Raw genomic sequence first — 20,797 nt, 5'->3', positions numbered from 1 at the left:
CCGGACCGCGCCGGGGCCGGGTGCGGGGGGCGGTTCCTCCTCGGAGAACGACTCGACGTGAGTCCCTGTACGCATTTCGGTACATCTGTCGGACGGCTCTGCCAGTCTTCAGGTGATCGGCGGAGGGAAGGGTGCCGGCGGCCTTCAGGGAGGGGATGGGTGTGATCGGCGGGCGGCAGGCGAACTCGTGGTCCCCATCGTTCTGGGCTCGGCATCTCGGTCGGGCGCCGTACTGGACGCTTGGTATCACTGACCAGCACATCAGCGTCATGACGCCGTCGGGGTTGTCGACTGTGCATGTCGCCGAACACGAGAAGCTCAACTTCGAGATCGGGTCGATCTGGGCGCGGATGTCTGCGCCTGAACTTGGCATTTTGAGCGCACTCCCGGGCCTTTCAAAGCGTGCCCTGTCAGAGTTCCGCGCGTGCGTCGGTCAGCAGGTCAGGGAGTACGAGGAAGCACTCGACCTTCAGCCGGTGCTCGAAGCGCTGGTTGGCTGGTGGACCGGATTCCAGGCAGCTACCCGCACGAACTGGGACAACCGGCATTGGCTCCCCGAAGAGTTCATCGTCGAGTGGGAAGACAGACTCGCTCATCTGCGCTCGACTCATCTGCTTAGTGCCGCGCAGCGCCGCTTGATGGCTGACCGAGCAGATGAGCGGGAGCGCAAGGCGCTGCACGTTCTCGACGCAGACTGGTCCGTCCACGCCCACGTCGCAGCCCAAAACGAGGCCCTCGTAGACGTCGAGCTCATCGACGAACGAGCGTTCTTTGACCGGATCGAGAAGACGCCCCTCAATGAGGAGCAGGCTCGGGCAGTCATCTGCTTTGACAATCGAGTGCAGCTCGTCGCCTCGGCAGGTTCTGGCAAGACCTCCACGATGGTCGCCAAGGCCGGGTGGACGATCCGAAAGAACCTCGCCGAGGCTGACGAGATCTTGCTCCTGGCCTTTAACAAGGCTGCGGCTGATGAGCTCGGCCAGCGCTGTGACGCTCGACTCGCGAACGCCAACATCTCGGCTGACGGCCTCCGCGCCACGACCTTCCATGCCTTCGGGTTGAGGGTCATCGGAGAGGCGACCGGAGCGAAGCCGCGTCTCGCACCGGGCTTGGACTCCGACAACGGAGTTCCCTTGATCGCGGACGTCGTGCGCGCCTTACGACGTTCATCGCCGGAGTTCGCGGCCAGATGGTCTCTGTTCCAGAACGTGCTGGGCGTTCCGGTGACGGGTGACGCGGAACCCGAGCCCGACGCGTGGGATCCCGTGAAGCGGAGGAGTGGCTTCCGTGATCTGAACCTCGAGGTGATGAAGAGTGCCGGCGAACGGGCTATCGCGAACTGGCTCATCAAGTCCGGCATCGAGTTCGAATATGAGCGTCCGTACGAAGTCGATGTCGCAGACGCCCAGCACTCGCAATACCGACCCGACTTCTTCTATCCGTCAGTGGGCGTCTACCACGAGCACTGGGCCTTGGTGCCTGGCCAGGCGGAGCCGCCGGGCTTCGAGGGGTACCTCCAGTCCAGCGCTTGGAAGAAGAGCCTCCACTCTGACAACCGGACGATCTTGATCGAAACTGCAGCGAGGGACCTGGCAAGTGGCAGTCTCTTTGGTGACCTTGAGCGACAGCTCCGCGCCAATGGCATCGAACCGGACTTCGACCCTGACCGACCAGTCCCCGGAACTCCGCTCCTCACGGATCGGGAGATGTGCACCCTCTTCCGTACGTTCCTGGCCCACGCAAAGAGCAACCGCCTTGGAGCTGCCGACCTGCGTGCCCGGGTGACAACGGGACGAAACGGGACACCGGACCTCCGCGAGACTCTCTTCCTTGACCTCTTCGACGAGGTCCGCCAGGAGTGGGACCGCCGCCTGAGGGATGCAAATGAGGTCGACTTCGAGGACATGCTGAACCACGCAACCGACCTCGTCGAGGCAGGCCGGTGGACGTCGCCGTATCGCGTCGTGCTCGTCGACGAGTTCCAGGACGCAAGCCACTCGCGCGCCCGGCTCGTCCGCGCGCTAGTAAATCGCCCGGGCCACTTCCTCTTCGCGGTGGGAGACGACTGGCAATCGATCTACCGCTTCGCAGGATCAGACATTTCGGCAATGACAAGCTTCGAAGACGCCTTCGGGGCGGGACACATCCTGCGCCTTGAACGGACCTTCCGCTGCTCTCAGCAGCTCAGCACCATCGCTGGCGACTTCGCCATGAAGAACCCAAACCAATTGAAGAAGCAGGTGCGCTCCGACCGGACTCAGGCTGTCCCGCTCGCCCTCGCCCTTGTGGACAGCGACACAGGGGTTACCGACGCGATTGCGCAAAGACTGAGCGAGTTATCGGGCCTCGCTGCGGACGGACCCACCACGTCGGTCAAGATCCTCGGGCGCTACAGGTACGAGCGAGAACTCGTTCCGCGCACCCGCTATCCGAGCCTGGATGTCTCGTTCCAAACGGTGCACTCGTCCAAGGGGCTTGAAGCAGATCACGTGATCATCCCTGGACTCACCCGGGGTGCCTTTCCAAGCACCAAGGAAGACGATCCACTGCTGCGACTCGCGCTCCCCGAAGGTGACGACTTTCCGCACGCCGAAGAACGACGTCTCTTTTACGTCGCGCTCACGAGGGCGCGCGAGACGGTGCTCCTCATCGCCAGGACCGGCCGTGAGTCGGAATTCGTGACCGAACTGCTCAGCGATGGCGTTGTGACCGTCCTCGGTGATGGCGCACAAGGGGACGTGCCTGACCCCTGCCCAGTTTGCGGCAAGGGGCTGATGGTCTTGCGGCAGGGCAAGTACGGCCCGTTCATGGCGTGCAACCGCTTCCCCGCGTGCACATCGAAGCGACGAGTCCCTTCATGACCATGACGTTGTGCCGGCCACTGAGAACAGGAGAGAGACATGTCCAAGCGTGAAGAACGCGAGCGGGCGCGGGTGATGGCGATGCTGCCCGACGAAGGTGCCGTCGCCGCCGAGATCTTCGCGTCGGCCTCGAAACTCGGTGAACCAGGTGATGTCGTTACGCCCGAGTTGGCAGAGCTCGCGAGCCAGGTGGCGGGCGCAGAGGCGGCCGGGCGCTGGCTCAAGGCCGGACACTCCATGGACGACTGCGGCACGGTGAGACGATTCTACGAGTACGTCGGCCAGCACATCGCCTCAGATGTGGGGCCTGGCGGCCGCCTCCATGGCGTCACGATCCCCGGTCACGATGATGTTGATGATCGGCCGGGTCGGGCCACGGAGGGCACACACACGCTCATCGGCGGAATCCGTTACGAGCCCGCGCTGGACTCCGACCCCACGGCGCTGATCTCGACGGCAGGCGGCTTCATCGACGGGGGCTGGGACGAGTTCCGGACCTCGCGGTCCTCCACGAAGACCGACGGGACATGGGTGCTGAACCACTACCCGACAGAGGACGTGCTTGCGCTGCACTTCATCGGCCGGAACTTCTCTGGGTTCGCCGAGGTCTTCAAGGACGACATCGCCTCAGTCCGGGTGGCGGCGAAGGGCCTCAACATGGTCGTCGAGGTGGTCGACCGCAACGGCCAGGTCATCACAGCGGTAGGCCCGAAGAAGCGCCTCCGCAACATCTTTTTGCAGCTCGGCCACGCTCTGTAGATCTAGGCTTTCGCTGTGGGGAGGTCAGGTAATCCGGCTAAGCGAGCGGTCCAGGAGCGTGCTCGCGCTGCCGTCGGTAGTCGGGAGACCGAAACGCGCGCCACCTTCTACTGCGACGAGAGCGGCAATACAGGCGTCCACTGGGGTGATCGTGACCAGCCCGTGTTCGTCCACGGAGGCTGGATGGTTCCATCCACCCACCAAGGGGCACTGGTCTCCGCCCTTTCCGGCCTGCGGGCGCGGCACCGCCTCAACGCTCCTGAGCTGAAGTGGCAACAGCTGTCAAGACGTGACGGTGGCTCGGCTGTGTTCAGGGACATCTTCCAGACGATGCTCGGGAGCGCTGCCGTGCCCTTCTTCCACGTGATGGACAAGGACTACATCCTCGCCGCGAAGGTGGTGGAGACCTTCTTTGATCCCGAGTACAACCACTTCCTCCCCATCGAGTTCACGTCAGCGTACGACGTCAAGAAGGACCTTGCGGAGCACCTCTTGCCGGCTCCCGAGCTTCTCTCCGCGTTCGCGGACATGCTCCGTGCCGGTGTAGAACCAGAGCTCGCCCGCCTCGCACAGCTCGCGCTGCAATTCGCCGACTTCATCGAGGAGAACAACGGGGCCGCCCTCGCAGAAATGCTCAGACACTTCGGATCCGAGTCGCTTGCCGCCATCGGGCGTGAGTTTGGTGCAGATGTCTGGATGCGGACCACGCTCGGGCACTCGATGTTCGCTCTGATGAACCGGCTAGAGCAGTTCCTCCGACCCCGCGATGTGCGTATCGACATCGTCCACGACAACATCGTGCGGTTCGATGACCTTCTCGCCTTGGTGCGTGGCATGATCCGGGAGTCCGACGGCAGTGACTGGCTCGTCATCAATGGCGAGATTCGCTTCTTCAGCATGCCCACCGTCGACAGCCTGAAGCTCGGCGACTCGAAGCAGGAGCCCTTCATCCAACTTGCCGACCTTCTGGTCGGCTTCGTAAGGACCGTGTTCACGAAGCTGAGTCGCGGCGTCTGCCTTGACGAGGACGAACGTGCAGTCTGCGGCGACCTCGTGATGCTCCACAAGGAGTTCTATTCATGGGACGTCAACGTTCCGAGGGCGACTCTGGAACATCTGAGCGCGATCGGCTGGGCGGACCTCCGGCAACGTTTCCTCCCGTGAGGGTTCGTGAACGATCCGCCAACGGCTCTCTGGGATGGGTCCACGTGTCCGAAGCGCGACCGAACGATCAGTCCTTGTCGTTCTCGAGCCAGTTGCTCACGTAGGTGTCGGCATCCATGCCCCAGGCCTGCGCCTGTTCTCTGTCGCGCCAGTTCAGCTCCGAGTGATCGCCGTACCACAAGTGATCGCTCTGCTTCTTCGAGAGGTTGTCGTAGCCATCGTCATCCGAGATGTTCGAATTGCGCCGACGTGGCGAGCGCGCCGCGGCCAGAGCTTCGGCAAGGCCAGTACCGGACGCCACAATGAACCGTTCGGTCGTCCCGTCCTTCATGTTGATCGTCCACCCGGTGCACGAACGAATGTCGGCGAGTCGAAGGCGGAGCTCGTAGCGCCGTTGGAAGAACCCATGCGCCCGAAAGACCAGGGCGGGCGACGTTCCTTCGTCCAGCCAGAGGTGGCCCCCCATCGCGATCCGCCTCTTGAAATGGTTCGCCCGGGTCTTGTGGGTGAGCATCTCGTCGGGGCCCGTCACACGGCCGATCGTAGTCAGGCAGGACCCGTGCCGCAGGTGATCAGCGGAGCCGGTCGCGTCACACGGGTCGGCACAGGGGGAGTGCTGCCAGCGCGAAACCCTGAGCCTGCTGCCCCCAGAGCCGGCGGGTCTCGCACGATGCCTGGATCGCCGCCTGCTCCATCGCTGCCACGGCGCGCTCGAGCTCATCGGGATCGCTCGCGCTGACCGAAATGAAGCCCGTTGCCCGCAGCACGCCGTGGCCGGCCGTCAGGTCTGCCTCCTGTTGGAGGACGTCCTGGTACTCGGCGGTCTGCTGAGCGTCTTCGATCTGCCCGATCTTCTGCCGCTGGGCGGCGTCCGAGATGTACTCCGTCTTCTTCTTGCGGATGTCCCGGGCCGCGCGGTCGGTGCGCATCGGTGTGTAGAGAAGCGTGAAAGTCCGCCGGATCCCCGAGGACAGCAGCAGCGGCGCGAGGAATCCTGGGTAGACGAGGGATCGTGGCCACTCACTGATCCAGAGCACGCAGTGGTGCGCGGAGTCGCTGCGCAAGGAGCCCCACGATTCGGTGACCGCGACAGGGCCCGCGGTCGCGAGGTCGCGCCCGATGTCGCCCTGGCGCTCAAGTGCGCCCGCCACGGCAGGGTCGTACGCCGACCTGAGGATCAGCGCAAGATCCCCGGCCGTGAGCCACTCGCCGGGGGAGAGATCGGCGGACCGGAGAGCGGCGAGCATGGTCGCCATCTCCTGCCGGAGTACGGCGGCCGCCCCCCGCTTGCCGCCGCCGGCAGCCCGGATCGCTCGCCCGGCCACTTTCATGTCCAGGGAGATCGAGACGGTCGACGCGTGGCGCTCGCCCGCCGGGCCGGCGCGGTCAACGAGCTCGCCGTACGTCGTCGACGCCCACGATCCTGAACGGCTGCCGTGCTGCTCCCACCAGTCCGCCAGGCCCTTGCCGGAGTCGGGCAGCGTCCGCTCCATCACCTGGACGGAGGCGATTCGTCCGGATCGGCATGCCGTCGCGAGGACGCGGCCCCACGAGACGACTCGGCGCTCCTGCTCAGCTGGGTCGAGCAGCACGAACGCGGGGTGGGAGACACCGACGATGGCGGTCAGGGTTGCAGCGTGGGGGTCGTGGACCATGACGGCGTCTGTCTCGGGGTCGACCCATTGACGCAGCCGAGCCGCATCGCCGGGCAGCGCCAGCGTTCCGGCCGGACGCGGCTTCACGACTCGACGGCGATACAGGAGTTGACCTCCCGCTGATCGCCAGAGCCAGCGCGCGCCGATCGGCGCCCACTCGATGAGTTTGCGCCCGCCGACGCCAACGAATGCCAGCATGACGAAGAACAGGATGATCGGGAAGGTCATCACCACGGCGCCGACGTACAGACCGATGATCAACGTGCCCGACGCGAGGCTGGCCATCACGAGTTGCGCCCCGGAGAGGCCCAGCAGGACGCCGCGCCGCGTCAGGCGCGAGAACTTGATCGGGGTCAGCTCCCGCTCGCGGGTCGTCGTGGCCACGGCCGCTCACTTCTTCCCTGCGGTGTCGACCAGCGTCGAATCCGCGACTGGGGGTGGGATGGTCGAAGGAGCGGCGGACTCATGTGCCTGTGCCTGGCCGGTCGCCTGGGCGGCGACGAAGTTGCCGAGCCGAGGACCGGCCGCTGCTGCCTCATTCGCGACCACGACTCCGGCGGCAACTGCACCGCCCGCCGCAGCACATCCGGAGGCGCCACCTGCTGCGGCGCCTCCGCCGCCGGTTCCACCTGACGGTCCGCCCGTGGATGGTCCCGTGACCGCAGGCGAGGCGCCGGACGTCGTACCGCCGCCACCGTCTGCGCCGCCCCCGCCCAGGACCTTCGCCGGCTCGCTGCCGGTGCGGCGAGACAGCGGGATCGGCATCGGCCGGTTGAGCGACGACTTGGCCTCCTGCTCGGCCGACATCGTGTGGTACATGTCGAAGCCCATGAAGGCGATGGCCTTGTAGGTCAGGTACGGCGCGAACCCGGCCATCAGCATCAGTACGACGCCCGCCATCGGCTGGCTAACGGACTCCAGGTCGGCATCGATCGGCGCCGAGACCTGGGCGGTGGCGAGTAGGAAGATCACCATGAGGACGACCTTCGACAGGATCATCGCGATCACGAACGTCGCCCACCGGGCCAGCCACGAGCGGGTGTGGTCCCAGCTCGATCCGGCGAGTGCGATCGGCGCGAACACGATCGCGATCAACAGCAGCGCCTTGCGGATCAGCAGACTGATCCACACGACCATGGCGCCGATGATGGCGAGGCTGGCGAGGAAGATCGTCAGGATCGCGCCGGCTCCCGGGGCGGCGAGGTTGATGGAACCGAGTCCGGCGGCGAGTACGGCGACCTTGTCGCCCATCTCGTTCATGTTGGTGCCGGCGGCGTTGACGATGCCAATGCAGAGTTGGTCGGTGATCTCGAGCGCGGTCGCGAGCAACGCGAGTGCGACGAAAGAGCCGAGGATCGACTTGGCTAGCCCGAGCGCGGCTCTGGACAGTGCAGCCGGTTCGCGGCGGATCACGCCGCCGATGACCTGGAGCATGAGAACCCGAGCATCACGAAGACGCCGACGCCGAACATGATGTTGTAGACCTTCGTGTACTCCCCGCTGGTCACGTCGACGAAGGTCGTGGTGTCGATGACCTTCCAGACGGACGTGAACATCCACTCGGCCGCGCCGCCCATGCCCTGGGCAAGCCAGTCGAAGGGCGCGGTGATGACCGCGCCGGCCGCGTCGCCCGCGGCGTTGCAGACCTCGTGGATTACCGGTACGTCGCAGACACCCATGCCGATTCCTCAGACCTGCTGGCCGACGTTCCAGAAGAAGTTCACCAGTGTCACCGAGGCGCCGCAGACGATCGCGGCGCCCAGGGCTACGAGAACGCCGAGCTTGCCGCGACCCGCGAGGTGTGGGTTGGACGAGTTGGCTCCCAGCGCCCATACGATGGCCGAGATGATCAGCGCGAGTACCGCGAGGATCAGCCCGACCGTCATCGACGCTCCGACGATCTTCTCGAGTTGGCCGATCCCGGGCAGGCCGTTGGAGTTCGGATCGATCGAGATGTCGAGGGGGAGCAGGAGTGCTGCTGTGAGTAGGTCCATCGGAGGCTCCTGACGTCGGACGGGCGGACGCCTTAGAGGTGCGGGCCGATGTCCAGCAGCCAGTTGGCCCAGGTGAGGGCGGCGCCGGTAAGGGCCGCGCCGCCGATCGCGACGAAGCAGCCGGTCTTCGCCTTCTGGGCGGTGTTCCAGCTACCAGAGCTCGACGCGATGGCCCACGTCGTCACGGATACGACGAGCACGAATACGGCGACGATCAGGCCGTAGGTCAGCAGGGCACCGACGATGGTGCGGAGCTCGCCTGATCCGCCGACGGCTCCGAAGTTCGGGCCGACGTCCGTGAAAGTCACCAGCATCAGGGTCATGACCATCAGGTGCGTTGACCGAAGCACCGGGGCTCTCCGTCCCCCGATCGCCTCCGCCCGCTCCCGTAGTCTGACGACGTGAGGATGGGGTCCTTGTTCATTCCCGAGCCCGAGCAGTGGAGGCTGCGCGGTGATCAGCACCTCTGGCAGGAACTTCGAGATGCTCTCGACGAGACGCCGGTCCCGCCCACCGACGACGGCGTGGAGAACCTGCTCGTCACCCTCATCGAAGACCTGGCGGGTGTCGACATTCGCCGGGAAACGCAGGAGTCCGTGTATCGCGAGCAGTGCGCGCACGGAGGCATGTCGAGCGGGCACATTCACGTACCGACCTGGAGAGATCGACTCGTCCCGCTATTGGTTGCGAGGACCGCCGGTAGCCGCCGTGCCTGAGCCGCGGGACCGGCAGGTCAGCGTGGATCTCCCGGCAACGAGAAGTCGCATCGCGAGGCTAAGCAGGTACGTCGAAGGCAGCCTCCTGTCGGATGGCCAGTTCATCTGTCCGAGCTACCAGCAGTGCCGCAATTCGCGGCACCAGGGCGATGCCTTCAGGGAAGGCATCATGAGTCACGTCGGCCGCCGGTTCGACATGACTCTTGACGGAGCGCCCTTACGCATCGCCGTCGTGGGTCAAGAGTCCGGTCTCGCCAAGGGTCCATCGGCGGCCAGGTACCTCAGCGGGGTCACTATGGAAACGCGGTATCAGCAGGTCCTGAACGGGTCGGGGTTGGCGCATCGCTACTACGCGCAGGACGGATACCCCGGACGCAATCCCCACATGAGAGGCACGACCACCGCGCTGAGGCTGCTCTTGGGAACCGGCCTCGGTACGGACTACGAGGGCGAGTTCGTGCTTCCCACGACGGGTCGACGCTTCCATCTCTTTGACGCGTTTGCCCTAGTGAACCGCCTGCTCTGCTCAGCTGGCCCGCCCGGAGGTAGCCAAGGGCGACCCACCGGCACCATGGCCCGCAACTGCGGCACCCACTTCTCCGCCACGCTGTCGATACTTGAGCCCACGATCGTGATCCTCCAGGGCACCAAGGTCGCCAAGTGGGCGACCGGGGTTCTGGCCCCAGAACGAGAGCACACGGAGCACCTGTACGAGGCCACCCTCGATGGGCGCCGGGTTGTCGTTTGCCGCTTGTCCCACCCGTCGGCTCACGGGAACATCAGGTGGGGCGATCGACCAAATGCTCCATATGTCACAGAGGTCATCGCCCCAACGTTGCAAGCTGCGCTCCAACTCAATGGGCAGACCTGACGCCGAACTTCAGCGCGACAACGCGTGGATCCTGACGGTCACGGCATCGGCCTGCGCGGACCTCGTGAACTGGAAGAACCCGCAGCGTTCGTCGGCAGGGTTCCATGCGATGCCCCTACCGTGAGGGCGGACCAAGCGTCGTGGACCCAGAATCGCCATTGCGGGATCGTTGAGAAGCTCCCACAGACGCTCGCCGTCGCCGACTTCGTCCAGAGCAGCCGCCACGTGTTCACGACTCGACAAGTCGTGGACGTGCAGGGCGCTTATGAACCCGTCGAGCAACGTCTTCACCGCAGGGGCGATGCCGCGGCGACCCCAAACCGATCCAAGCTCGACCGTGATCCCAAACTCGCCCCCGTATGGAGTGCCGATTTCTTCGTGCACCTTGAGCTGCTGTCGGAACGCGGACCATCAATGCGCCGGCGTGGATCCTGGGGGTAGATCGACCAACCGGGCTGAAGCGAGGAGTTGGCCGCCGGGCGGGGGCACGTCCTGCGGTTCGATGCTGGTGTATCGAACATGGTGAAGGTCATCGCGGCTCGCGACCCTGCGGCAGATTAGGCCTTGGTGGGTGAGATGGGTGAAGCAGCCGCTTCCACCGTGGACTCGGCGGTTCAGCGTGACCCAACCTGAACGCGCGGAGCAGGCGAAGTGGGTGGAATGCTTGGCGACCATCGCCGCCTACCGAGATCGCTACCGGGTCACGTCAAATCTCCCCATAGGTGGGGGAGCGGAGTCCGACGCTCAGCGCGCTGATCGGGACCGTGCACTCCACGCAGTACGCCGCACTGAGCAGTTGGTTGCCCAGAGCCACCGCGGCCGAGCCGTCACTGCCGTCCCGCCGCTCATGTCCGCGCCATAGCCACCCGCAGCGGTCAGTTCTCCACAGGAAGGGAATTCCGGTCCGAGAGGCTGGCCCCGCGAGGCGTATGTCTGGAGGGATACCTCCGAAGGGAGCCCCACGTTGCTGTTGCTCGTAATCCCGGCCCTGATGGCAGTCGCGGCCCTCCAGCGTTACCTGGCCGTGTACGCCCCGTCGAGCGTCCTCATCCGCCACGTCCGGAGGTCGCCTCCATCGTGGAAGATGACAGCGGGCCTCACCGCCCTGGCGGCGGCACTTCTGTTGGCCATGCGAGGCATGCAACTCGGCATCAGTGCCGGAGGCCCCTGTTGGCTCAACCTCGTCGTGCTCCTCCTTGCCTGGGACGCGATCAAGATTGGATGCCTCACGATCGGTGTTCTCCTTCGCAGCGCCGCCAGACTCCTTCATCGGCGCCCCACCCCGGTCGCTGACCGTCCCACACCCGGCTTCGTAGGATCGTCACGTGTCTGACGATCTCTCGCTATTCGGTGACGACGAGCCTTCCGCCCCTCCGACTCAGGCGACCTGGCCGGCCTCCGCTGCTGACTGGCAGATCGACCTCCTCCGCAAGGCGCTCGACGCCCGGGGATTGACCACAATGGCGGAGCGTCAAGAGGCCATCGAGACCTCAGTCGGACGGCCTGTGGAGTCGCTGCGAGCACTCACTCAGGAAGAGGCGCTCAGCGTCCTGAACCGGTTGGGCCCGGCGCCGACCAAGAAGCCGTCGGGGGCTTCGGCCTGGGACGACCGCGATGAGGACACTTGGATCGATCGGCTTTGACCTGACTCCGCGCAGGAGTCGCAGGAACTCGACCATTGCGAGGACCTTTGCGACCGAATGGCCAGACACTGTCGGACCGTCTGACTAGGGTCCTTGACCGGGGGTTGCATCCGGCGACTCACCAAGTGAACCGAGAGCGGGGTCGAGGGTGGCGGCGACAGTAACCGGAGGCGCAACCAGCGCGGTGGCGGCGTCGTCCCATGCCGCCTGCGCGCGTTTCCGCGGGACCGACCCGATCATCACGGGTCGTTCCCGGCGCAAACTCGCCGTTGACATTGGCTTCGCCGACAGTTCGGGAAAGATCCCCGAGGCAAGGTGGCTTCGCGCCGCCACATTCGAGAAGCTCGTCAGAGACGAGAAATTCGCCAGCGAGGTAGCGACAACGACCGTCGGACGGCTCGACTTGGCCCGGCCCGAGTCGGTGGCGATAGTCCATGCAGGCACCAACGTTGACAAGACGGCGGCGATCCTTGCCGTCGCCCACGAGCGCGCCGTTTCAGGGAACGTCGCGACGATGATCTACCAGCTGGCCATCCCCTTCGTCGGTTTCGAGGAGGCCAGCGCGACCCCGGCGCTCCCCGACTTTGCCGTTGTCGCGCGAAAGGCGCCGCACGAACAAGGCGGCGACATCGATGGCAGCTGGCTGATCATGGGCGACGCCAAAGACTACGAGCGCGTCCGGTCGCGCATAGACGACAACCGCCTGCTCAAGGGTTTCCTGCAGATCGCGCTCGGCGCCGAGTCGGCGGCTTCATGGACTCAACTGCCGCCGAGCATGGACGTGCACCAGTGGGGAGTACTCGCCGTTCCACGAAACTCCTTCCTTCAGCCGGAGGCATTGGTCGAGGACCTTCGCGACCACCGCGAGGAGGTCCGGCTCCGTGTTGCGGAGCGCCATGACGAAGCGCAACAACAGACTTACGACCCATCGAGCGAAATCGACGAGTTCGTCGAACACCTCGAAGCGACGTTCAACCCGAGCACGTGCTCCACCTGCACCCTCTTCTCGTACTGCCGAAGCGAGCTTCGAACTTCCTCCGACTCGACGGCCCTGCTGATCGAGCTCGGCGTTCCCGCAGACGTTCGCCCACACGCCGTCGGGCTCGTTGACGGCACGGGTGAGATCGGACCGCTCGAGCGCTCGCTGCAGGCCCTCATCGTGGCCACAACCGAGGGCGTGGCAGAGCGGACGGGGCAGTACCGAATCGATCCGATCGGCAAGCCCGGCACGGTCAACGTGGTGATCGCCAAGTCGGACAGCGCCGCGCTGGGCGTCCACGGTGTGGCTGTCCAGCGGATCACCGCCGACGGGCCGACTGAGTGGAAAGCCACGGCCTTCTCGAATCCGATGGGTGCCGACACTCGTCGATCACTCATGACAATCCTCGGCAAGGAGTTCACTGCCGCTCTCGCCGAAGCGCGCCGCCTGAATCCCGACGCGCCCGACCCGATTCACATGGTCGTCCCCGAGAAGGGCACAGCCGACCTGCTCGTCTCCATCGCCGACAACATGGCAGGCATCGAACTGAGCAGGCTCCGCTGGCATCGTGACAAGGAGATGGGGCGTCCCGCGCTCACTTTCAACGGCGAGCCAGCCGAAGTCCCGCCGATCCTGCGCGAGGTGCAGCGCACCGCGGTTTCGTTCCTCCTAGAAGAAGATCGAGCCCGCACGTTCCAGTTGCGCACCCCCATCGTCGACGCGCGCACGGTGCTTGCCCGACACGTCGTACCTGGCGGCCCAGCCGTCAACGCCTTCCGACTCGACTACCAAGTGGCATGGGCGAAGGCGACCCGCGAGCGACCAATCAATCACCGGGAACTCTCTGACGAGATCGAGAAGCTCGTCCACACGCCGGGTGCACGTCTTAGCAACGCGCGGTCGGACGAAATCCACCGGTCGTACGTCGGCGACGGAACCGCTGAGGTTCGGCCCGCCCACGCGGCGGAGTACGAGCGACTGGTGCTCGACGAGCTGGCCTACAAGCAGGACGTGCTCACCGCAGTGATCGACGTGCTGGCCACCTTCCCGGAGTCGAATCTTGCGGCTCTTCACCGCAAGGCCGAGCGCAAGGCTCAGGAGATTTGGTACCGCCGGTTGACCTTTCGTGCCTCCGATCTCGTTCGGTTCGGCCGCACCAACCGTCAGTGGCGTCGCAAGCTGGTGGACGTGGTCGAGGCCGACGACAAGGCAGTTCGCCAGCTCCGCGCACTTGGCAACCCGCAAGTCGCCGCCGACGCTGCGCAGGACGCAGGCACCCGCGAACTGGCGATGGCGACGGTGGTTACGACCGAGCCGTTGGTGCTGGACATCAAGTCACGCAGGATCGTGCACGAGTCGCGGATCGTGCTGCTGCACTGCAACGGCGAGCCGTGCGTCGAGGGGTCCGAGATCGGATTCGACCGCTACGGAAAGATCACCGGGATGGCGATCGGTCCGCTGTCGTCGGACGGGCACGATGAGCCTCGGAGGTTCACTTGGGACCCGGCGAACATTCCGACGCTGGATGTCGGGGATCAGGTAGTCGTTGCTGACTTCGCGTGGCTCGGAAATTTCGCACGCAACACGGCCACGGCGGTCGCCGAGTTCAAGTTCGACGAGAACCAGGCGCCGAAAGCCTCGTGCGAGCTCGGCAGCTGGGGTGACGACCCCGTGGGCCACGCCTGGTGCTGCCGCCCGCACGACGACATCGAGGCCGAGTGGTCCGACACATTGGCTGAACGACGCAAGAACGGCGACCTCAACCCCGATGTCTGGCCGCCGATCGTCGACGCCGACGCGTTCGACATCGCACCGACCGGGACAGCTCAGGGCGACCCCGGTGCAGCCGCTCCCGAGCCGGTCCCGGACAACCTGACGATCGACGACCTGGACTGACATGGCGATCGACTTCAACCCGCCCGTGGCGCCGACGATTCAGGACGCCAAGCACCACGACCGCGCCGCAGCCGGCAACGCCGCCGTCGCCGAGACGGCCAAGGGCGAACTCCGTGCCGCGCTGTCGCGCGAGACCGAAATCAAACGGATTCTGCTGAAGGCGGCCGCCGGGGCCGGCAAGTCCTACGTCCTCAAGACTCTTGTCGAAGACGCCGTCAACCACGTCGACTGCCAGCGCGTCGCAGTCGTCGCGTTCCAGAACCGCCAACTGTGGCCTCTCGCGCGAGATCTGGGCTCGCTCCTCGGACAGGAGAGCGTCACGCTCCTGACGGCCAAGGGCAAGTCGGAGCTCGTCCCGGACGATGTGCACGCGGCGGCAACCGTGGTCGAAACCGAGTCGGCCATCCCCCCCGAAACCAGGGTCGTGGTTTCGACTTCACACAAGCTGGGCCGCGACTACGGCCGCACGCTCAAGAACCTCGGACCCGCGCGGAACGGGACAGCGCCGTTCGACGTCCTCTTCGTCGACGAGGCGTGGCAGCTGCCCCACCACCTGTTCGACCCGATAGAGAACAAAGCGCCGATTGCCGTCGGCGTCGGCGATGTGGGCCAACTCCCGCCGCTCGAGATCGGCACGAACCCGTGGCGCGGCGACCCTGGATTCAACCCCTACCGCGCCTGGCCCACCAACTTTTACGGCGATCCCGAGACCGTAGAGATCGAGTTGCCAGCCGTCTGGAGACCGACCGGCGAACAGCTCGGGCTCTGGCGTGCATTCTACCCGGAATGGGAGTCGCTGAACTGCATCTTCGCTCCCGGTGACAAGCGGATCAGGCTCGGCGGACTCCAAGGGATCGCCAAGGAAGTCTGGAACCAGGTCGCCACAGGGATACCGACACTGATCGAAGTCGAAGGCCTACCGGACGCCGAAGCGGCCGACGTCGACACGCATCTCGTCGATTTCGCAGCTGACCTGCTCGACGCTCTGTTCGAAGCGGACTTTGAGCTCGAGTGGGCCGCCATGGGAGACGGCACCGGCACGCCCACCGGGGAAACCCGAACGGTCAAGCCGGGTGACGAACCAGACGACACCCTCGTAACGATCCTCGCGAGCCGCAACCAGGCTGTCGATGACGCGAGGGACGCCGTGGAGCGACTCAGCAAGGAGCACGAACTGACCGAAAAGGACCTGACGGCCTCAACGATCGACTCGTGGCAGGGGCAGACGAACGGCATCACGGTCGCCATTCACCCCCTCACCGGCGCAGCGGACCTCAACGAGTTCAACTCCCACTTCGGCCGGTTGGCGGTCACCTGCACGCGTGCCACCCACGGGCTCCTCATGCTGTCCCGACCGGGCTTGGACCAGCTGCTCCAAGAGGCACCGGCCAGGCCGGGTACACCGTACGGCGAACCGGGGAACAGGCATCTGCCGCGTCAGACCCACCAGCGCATCCTCGCCTCGTTCGCGCGAGGGACCGTTACGGTCCCCCTAACCCCCTAAGAAAGAATCGACCTGTGTCTCGCCTCAACGACCTCATCCGTCAAGTCGCCAACAAGGACGCCCAACTCGCGAAGGACCTGCAGCGCGAAACCGACGCGCTGGCGGATCGTCGCGCGTTCGGCCTCAACTTCGAGCGGCACACTCCGGAGGCGGTCGAGCTGCCCGGTCGTCCCGTGCGCAAGAACGACAAAGTGCGCGTCCTCCCGGACCGCGGCGAATCGCCGAAGCAGGAAGACGAGCGCCTCTTTCGCGTTATCAAGACCTACTCAGAAGACGGGACGATGTGGGCGGACGTCGAGGCAGTGGACGACCCCGAGGAGGGCTGGTCCGTTGCGGTCGAGGACCTCGTCGTGGTCGCCGAGTTCCGCGACCCGATCTACCCGGGCCTCGTCTCCACCGGGAAGGTCGAGCGGGGGGGAAACAAGCCCTTCCACACTGTGATCAACGCCGAGAACTACCACGCTCTCCAGGCTTTGTTGTACACCCACCGGGGTGCCGTCGACGCCATCTACATTGATCCGCCCTACAACACAGGGGCGAAGGACTGGAAGTACAACAACGACTACGTCGAGTCGGACGACCACTACCGTCACTCGAAGTGGCTCGCGATGATGGAGCGCCGCCTTCTCTTGGCCAAGGAGCTGCTGAACCCAGACGATTCCGTCCTGATCGTCACCATCGATGAGAAAGAATACCTGCGCCTAGGGCTGCTGCTTGAGCAGTGCTTCTCCGAGGCGAACATTCAGATGGTGACGTCTTCCATCAAGCCTTCAGGCTCACAGCGTGGAGATGAATTCTCCCGTGTGGAGGAGTTCATCTTCTTCGTGATGTTTGGCGAGAGTCACCCGGCGACCAGCACGACGGACATGCTCAGGGACGCCGACGGGGACACCAAGCTTGCGACAGTCACATGGCAGGGTCTTCGGCGCCGCGGCAGCACTGACTGGAAGCGATCACACCGCCCAAACGGCTTCTACCCGATCTTCATCTCGGTGGCGCACGGGACGATCCACTCGGTTGGTGACCCGATTCCTCTCGCTCAGGATCGCGAGACGGTCGAGCCGCCGGAGGGCACTTGGGCTGCTTGGCCTTTGGACCCCCGGCGCGAGGAGGGGAGGTGGCAGGTCTCACCCGATCGTCTCAGGGAGCAACTCGAAGAGGGCACCGCCGCGTTGCGTAGTGCCGATGAAGCCATCGGCGCGGCGTCAATCGTCTATCTGAAGGGTGGCGACCTTGCGCTGGTGCGCTCGGGCGCATTCGAGGTCGATGGTCGAGACGCAGAAGGGAAGTTGAACGTCTTGCCAACGGCATTGGCCACGCGGAAAGCGAAAACGATGTGGCTCATGCCGTCCCACGACGCCAGTGCACATGGCACGGCACTTCTCTCCCGGTTCCTTCCCGAGCGCAAGTTCCCATTTCCGAAGTCACTCTTCGCCGTCGAGGACACCCTTCGGTTCTTCGTGACTGGCAAGCCGAACGCCACGATCGTCGACTTCTTCTCTGGCTCGGGAACAACAGCGCATGCTGTCATGCGGCTGAACAGGCAGGACGGGGGTCGTCGTAGGTCCATTTCGGTAACGAACAACGAGGTATCTGCAGCTGAGCAAAGGGGGTTGCGAGCGGAGGGGCTGCGACCAGGGGATCCCGGGTGGGAGCAGTGGGGCATCTGCGATTTCGTCACCAAGCCGCGAATTGAGGCCGCCATCACCGGCGTCACGCCCGACGGTGATCCAGTCAACGGTGACTACCGGTTCATAGACGACTTCCCAATGTCCACTGGATTCGAGGAGAACGCAGAGTTCTTCACGCTCACATACGAGTCCGCGATGCGGGTGTCGAGTCACCGCGAATTCTCGAAGATCGCGCCGTTCCTCTGGTTGCGAGCAGGGTCGGAGGGGCGTCGTATCGACGACATCTCGACCGGATGGGACGTGGCGGATGCCTATGGCGTCATTGCGAATCTGGACCTAAGCGAGCAGTTCATCAAGGCTGTCGAGGCGGAGGATGGCCTGACCCACGCCTTCATCGTCACGGACGAGGATCGACTCTTCGAGGCGATGGTTCGCCAACTGCCTGAGCACGTCGAACCAGTCCGCCTCTACTCGTCGTACCTTCGCAACTTTGAGATCGAGGCAGGAAGGGCGGCTGCCCGATGAAGTTCACTCTCAAGCCGTACCAGCGAACCGCACTGGAGGACATGCTGGCGTCGCTCGACCGCGCGAAGACGATCTACCAGCGGGAGTCGTCGCCCACCTCCGTGTCGCTTTCCGCGACGACGGGTGCGGGAAAGACCGTCATCGCGTCGGCCGTGATCGAGTCGCTCTTCTACGGCAACGACGATTTCGAGTTCGAGCCGGATGAAGGTGCCGTGGTCATCTGGTTCTCTGATGACCCAAACCTGAATGAGCAGACCAGGTTCCGGATCATGGAGGCGTCCGACCAGGTCGTGTCGACGGACCTCGTCACCATCGAGCCGCCGTTCTCGAAGCCGAAGCTCGAGGCCGGGAAGGTGTACTTCCTCAACACGCAGAAGTTGTCGAAGTCGTCGCTGCTGACTCGCGGGCATGAAGTGGTTGCCGAGGACGACGTGCTTGAAGGCATGCATACCTCGGTCCAGCCCGACCTTCAGGGTTACACGATCTGGCAGACCATCGCGAACACGATCGATGACCCTGACCTGACTCTGTACCTGATCGTCGATGAGGCGCACAGAGGGTTCGGCACGAAGGCGACACGCGACAAGTCGACGATCGTTCAGCGGCTGGTCAACGGTCACGCTGGCCTGCCGCCGATTCCGGTCGTGTGGGGCATCTCCGCAACCATCAGCGACTTCAAGGAGGCGATGGACGACGCGGACGTCTCAGGGGACCGGCGCTACTTGCCGCCGGTCCAGGTCGATGGCTTCCAGGTGCAGGAGTCGGGCCTGGTCAAGGACCTCGTGAAGGTAGACATCCCTGCCGAGGCACAGGCGATCGACATGGTGCTAGTGCGGCGCGCCGCGAAGAAGCTGAAGCACTCGTCCGATCGCTGGCAGGAGTACTGCGAGTCGCAGGGGTTGCCCGACGTTGTGAAACCGCTCCTTGTTCTGCAGGCGCCGAACACGCCGGATCACGACAAGATCGGTGAAGCGCTGAACGTCATCTTCGAGGAGCTGCCGGAGCTCGGATCCGACTCCATCCGGCACGTGCTCGGCGAGCACTCAACCCAGATATTCGGGGCGCACCAAGTCGACTGGATCGAGCCTCAGGTGGTCGAGGACCGCACGCACGTGAGGATCCTCGTCGCGAAGGATGCGATCTCGACAGGGTGGGACTGCCCACGCGCGGAGGTGCTGGTCTCTTTCCGCCCTGCGAAGGACCACGATCACATTCAGCAGTTGCTTGGTCGCATGGTCCGTACGCCCCTGGCACGAAGGGTGCCCGGCGACGACGAGCTCAACTCCGTTGATTGCCTGCTCCCGTTCTTCGACCGGAAGACGGCGGGCGACGTCGTGAAGTTGCTGACTGCTCAGATCGACGGCGTGCCGGACCCGTCCGGTCGCAAGGTGATCCTCGAAGAGTGCGTCATGACGCCAAACAAGTCCGTTCCAGACTTCGTCTGGAAGGCTTGGGACGAGGTGCCGTCCATGACGATTCCCCAGCGCGGCACGTCCCCCGTGAAGCGCCTCGCGTCCCTCGCCCTTGCGCTGTCGACCGACGGTGTGCGGGACGCAGCGCTGGAGGAGGTTGCCGACCGGATGCATCGCGTGCTCGACGAGGCTGCCGTGACCTACGCCCAGCGCGTGAAGAAGGCCACCACTGAGGTCCTGGCCGTGCGCCTCCAGGAGATCTCAGCGAAGTTCGGTGGCAAGGGCGTCGAGTACGTGGACGTCGTTGAGCAGGCCGACGAGCGCGCAATCCGCCACGCATTCGAGGACGCCCGCAAGGCGTTCGGCTCGGACATCGCGAACGGATACCTCGATCACCTGACTGACGGCGACGGCAGCGACGATGCGTTGCGTGATGCGCATGTGCGCGCGGCCGCTCTCGCCTGCGTCCCCGAGGTGCGCGAGGCGATCGACAAGCAGTCCGATCAGATGGCTCAGGGGTTGTTCGACGAGCACGCGGACGCGATTCAGCAGTTGCCCGACGACCGCCAGCAGGAGTACCGCGACATCAACGCGCTCGCTGTGACCCCGCAGATCGACCGGCTCGGTCGTCCGCGGACGCGCATCGAGGACTACGTGGAGGAGAAGGACGGCCAGCTCGGCCGTGCTGAACTCGTGAAGCTGCACCTCATGTCAGACGAGAACGGCGACGCCCCGATCACGAAGCTCAACGACTGGGAGGGCGAGGTCGTCAAGCACGAGATCGGCCGCGACGGCGCGCTGGCTTGGTACCGCAACCCGCCTCGCCAGACGGCCGACTCGCTCGGCATCGCGTACCGCGACGAGACGACAGGCAACTGGCGTTCCATGCACCCAGACTTCGTGTTCTTCCACGAGGTCGACGGCCAAGCCAAGGCGTCGATCGTCGATCCGCACGGCCACCACCTCGACGACTCCTTGGTGAAGCTCCAGGCACTCGCTGCGTTCGCGGAGGAGCACGGCGACACGTTTCACCGCATCGAGGCGCTCAGCAAGATCGGCGATGTGATGAAGAAACTCAATCTCAAGGACGTGGACGTTCGCGAGGGCATCAAGAAGGGCGGCCAGACGGTCGACTGGTTCTACAACTCCGACCTCGCCGTCAACTACTACGCCGAGTGAGCACGCTC

15 protein-coding genes are annotated in these 20,797 nt (G+C 64.9%); 8 read left to right on the top strand and 7 right to left on the bottom strand.

What is annotated here, in order from left to right:
* Positions 1-131: 131 nt before the first annotated feature.
* Genes EUA93_RS17125 through EUA93_RS17115 form a run of 3 tightly spaced genes read left to right on the top strand, consistent with a single transcriptional unit; the run spans position 132 to position 4,784 of the window.
* Positions 132-2,861 carry a UvrD-helicase domain-containing protein gene (locus EUA93_RS17125; protein ID WP_129401518.1) on the top strand — a complete coding sequence of 910 codons (2,730 nt, stop codon included), beginning with the start codon at positions 132-134 and terminating at the stop codon, positions 2,859-2,861.
* Between the two features lie 39 nt (positions 2,862-2,900).
* Positions 2,901-3,620 (top strand): hypothetical protein, encoded by a 720-nt coding sequence (locus EUA93_RS17120; RefSeq protein WP_129401517.1) that lies wholly within the window; start codon positions 2,901-2,903, stop codon positions 3,618-3,620.
* Positions 3,621-3,635: 15 nt separating this feature from the next.
* Positions 3,636-4,784 carry a DUF3800 domain-containing protein gene (locus tag EUA93_RS17115; RefSeq protein ID WP_129401516.1) on the top strand — a complete coding sequence of 383 codons (1,149 nt, stop codon included), beginning with the start codon at positions 3,636-3,638 and terminating at the stop codon, positions 4,782-4,784.
* A gap of 67 nt (positions 4,785-4,851) precedes the next feature.
* Here the strand turns inward: EUA93_RS17115 and EUA93_RS17110 are convergent, their stop codons facing one another.
* The 7 genes from EUA93_RS17110 to EUA93_RS17085 all read right to left on the bottom strand — a co-directional run bounded on the left by EUA93_RS17110 (position 4,852) and on the right by EUA93_RS17085 (position 10,404).
* Positions 4,852-5,316: a hypothetical protein gene (locus EUA93_RS17110; protein WP_129401515.1), complete on the bottom strand. Its 465-nt coding sequence runs from the start codon at positions 5,314-5,316 to the stop codon at positions 4,852-4,854.
* A 58-nt stretch (positions 5,317-5,374) separates the two neighbouring features.
* Positions 5,375-6,823, bottom strand: a complete 1,449-nt coding sequence (locus EUA93_RS17105) for an SCO6880 family protein (protein WP_129401514.1) — start codon at positions 6,821-6,823, stop codon at positions 5,375-5,377.
* Between the two features lie 6 nt (positions 6,824-6,829).
* The gene (locus EUA93_RS17100; RefSeq protein ID WP_242497474.1) at positions 6,830-7,873 is read right to left on the bottom strand and encodes a TrbL/VirB6 family protein; all 1,044 of its coding nucleotides are present in this window, start codon (positions 7,871-7,873) and stop codon (positions 6,830-6,832) included.
* Positions 7,849-8,118, bottom strand: a complete 270-nt coding sequence (locus EUA93_RS22090) for a hypothetical protein (protein WP_242497473.1) — start codon at positions 8,116-8,118, stop codon at positions 7,849-7,851. Before EUA93_RS22090 ends, EUA93_RS17100 begins: the two co-directional genes overlap by 25 nt.
* Positions 8,119-8,127: 9 nt before the next feature.
* Positions 8,128-8,433, bottom strand: coding sequence for a DUF6112 family protein (locus EUA93_RS17095; protein ID WP_129401513.1), 306 nt, complete (start codon positions 8,431-8,433; stop codon positions 8,128-8,130).
* A 32-nt stretch (positions 8,434-8,465) separates the two neighbouring features.
* A complete protein-coding gene (locus tag EUA93_RS22085; protein ID WP_242497472.1) occupies positions 8,466-9,053 on the bottom strand; it encodes a DUF6112 family protein in 588 nt (195 codons plus the stop codon).
* 976 nt (positions 9,054-10,029) lie between these two features.
* Positions 10,030-10,404 (bottom strand): hypothetical protein, encoded by a 375-nt coding sequence (locus tag EUA93_RS17085; RefSeq protein WP_129401512.1) that lies wholly within the window; start codon positions 10,402-10,404, stop codon positions 10,030-10,032.
* A 941-nt stretch (positions 10,405-11,345) separates the two neighbouring features.
* Here EUA93_RS17085 and EUA93_RS17080 point away from each other — a divergent pair.
* The 5 genes from EUA93_RS17080 to EUA93_RS17060 all read left to right on the top strand — a co-directional run bounded on the left by EUA93_RS17080 (position 11,346) and on the right by EUA93_RS17060 (position 20,789).
* Positions 11,346-11,663 (top strand): hypothetical protein, encoded by a 318-nt coding sequence (locus EUA93_RS17080; RefSeq protein ID WP_129401511.1) that lies wholly within the window; start codon positions 11,346-11,348, stop codon positions 11,661-11,663.
* Between the two features lie 148 nt (positions 11,664-11,811).
* A complete protein-coding gene (locus EUA93_RS17075) occupies positions 11,812-14,538 on the top strand; it encodes a hypothetical protein (RefSeq protein ID WP_129401510.1) in 2,727 nt (908 codons plus the stop codon).
* 1 nt (position 14,539) lies between these two features.
* On the top strand, positions 14,540-16,042 hold the full coding sequence (locus EUA93_RS17070; RefSeq protein ID WP_129401509.1) for an AAA family ATPase: 1,503 nt from the start codon (positions 14,540-14,542) through the stop codon (positions 16,040-16,042).
* 14 nt (positions 16,043-16,056) lie between these two features.
* Positions 16,057-18,198 carry a site-specific DNA-methyltransferase gene (locus EUA93_RS17065; protein ID WP_129401508.1) on the top strand — a complete coding sequence of 714 codons (2,142 nt, stop codon included), beginning with the start codon at positions 16,057-16,059 and terminating at the stop codon, positions 18,196-18,198.
* Positions 18,195-20,789, top strand: coding sequence for a DEAD/DEAH box helicase (locus EUA93_RS17060; RefSeq protein ID WP_129401507.1), 2,595 nt, complete (start codon positions 18,195-18,197; stop codon positions 20,787-20,789). Before EUA93_RS17065 ends, EUA93_RS17060 begins: the two co-directional genes overlap by 4 nt.
* The last annotated feature ends 8 nt before the right edge of the window (positions 20,790-20,797 follow it).

Source organism: Nocardioides oleivorans, assembly GCF_004137255.1.
Lineage (GTDB): Bacteria > Actinomycetota > Actinomycetes > Propionibacteriales > Nocardioidaceae > Nocardioides > Nocardioides oleivorans.
The sequence above is the reverse complement of the archived record's forward strand: the minus strand, read 5'-3'. Positions and strand labels throughout refer to the sequence as shown.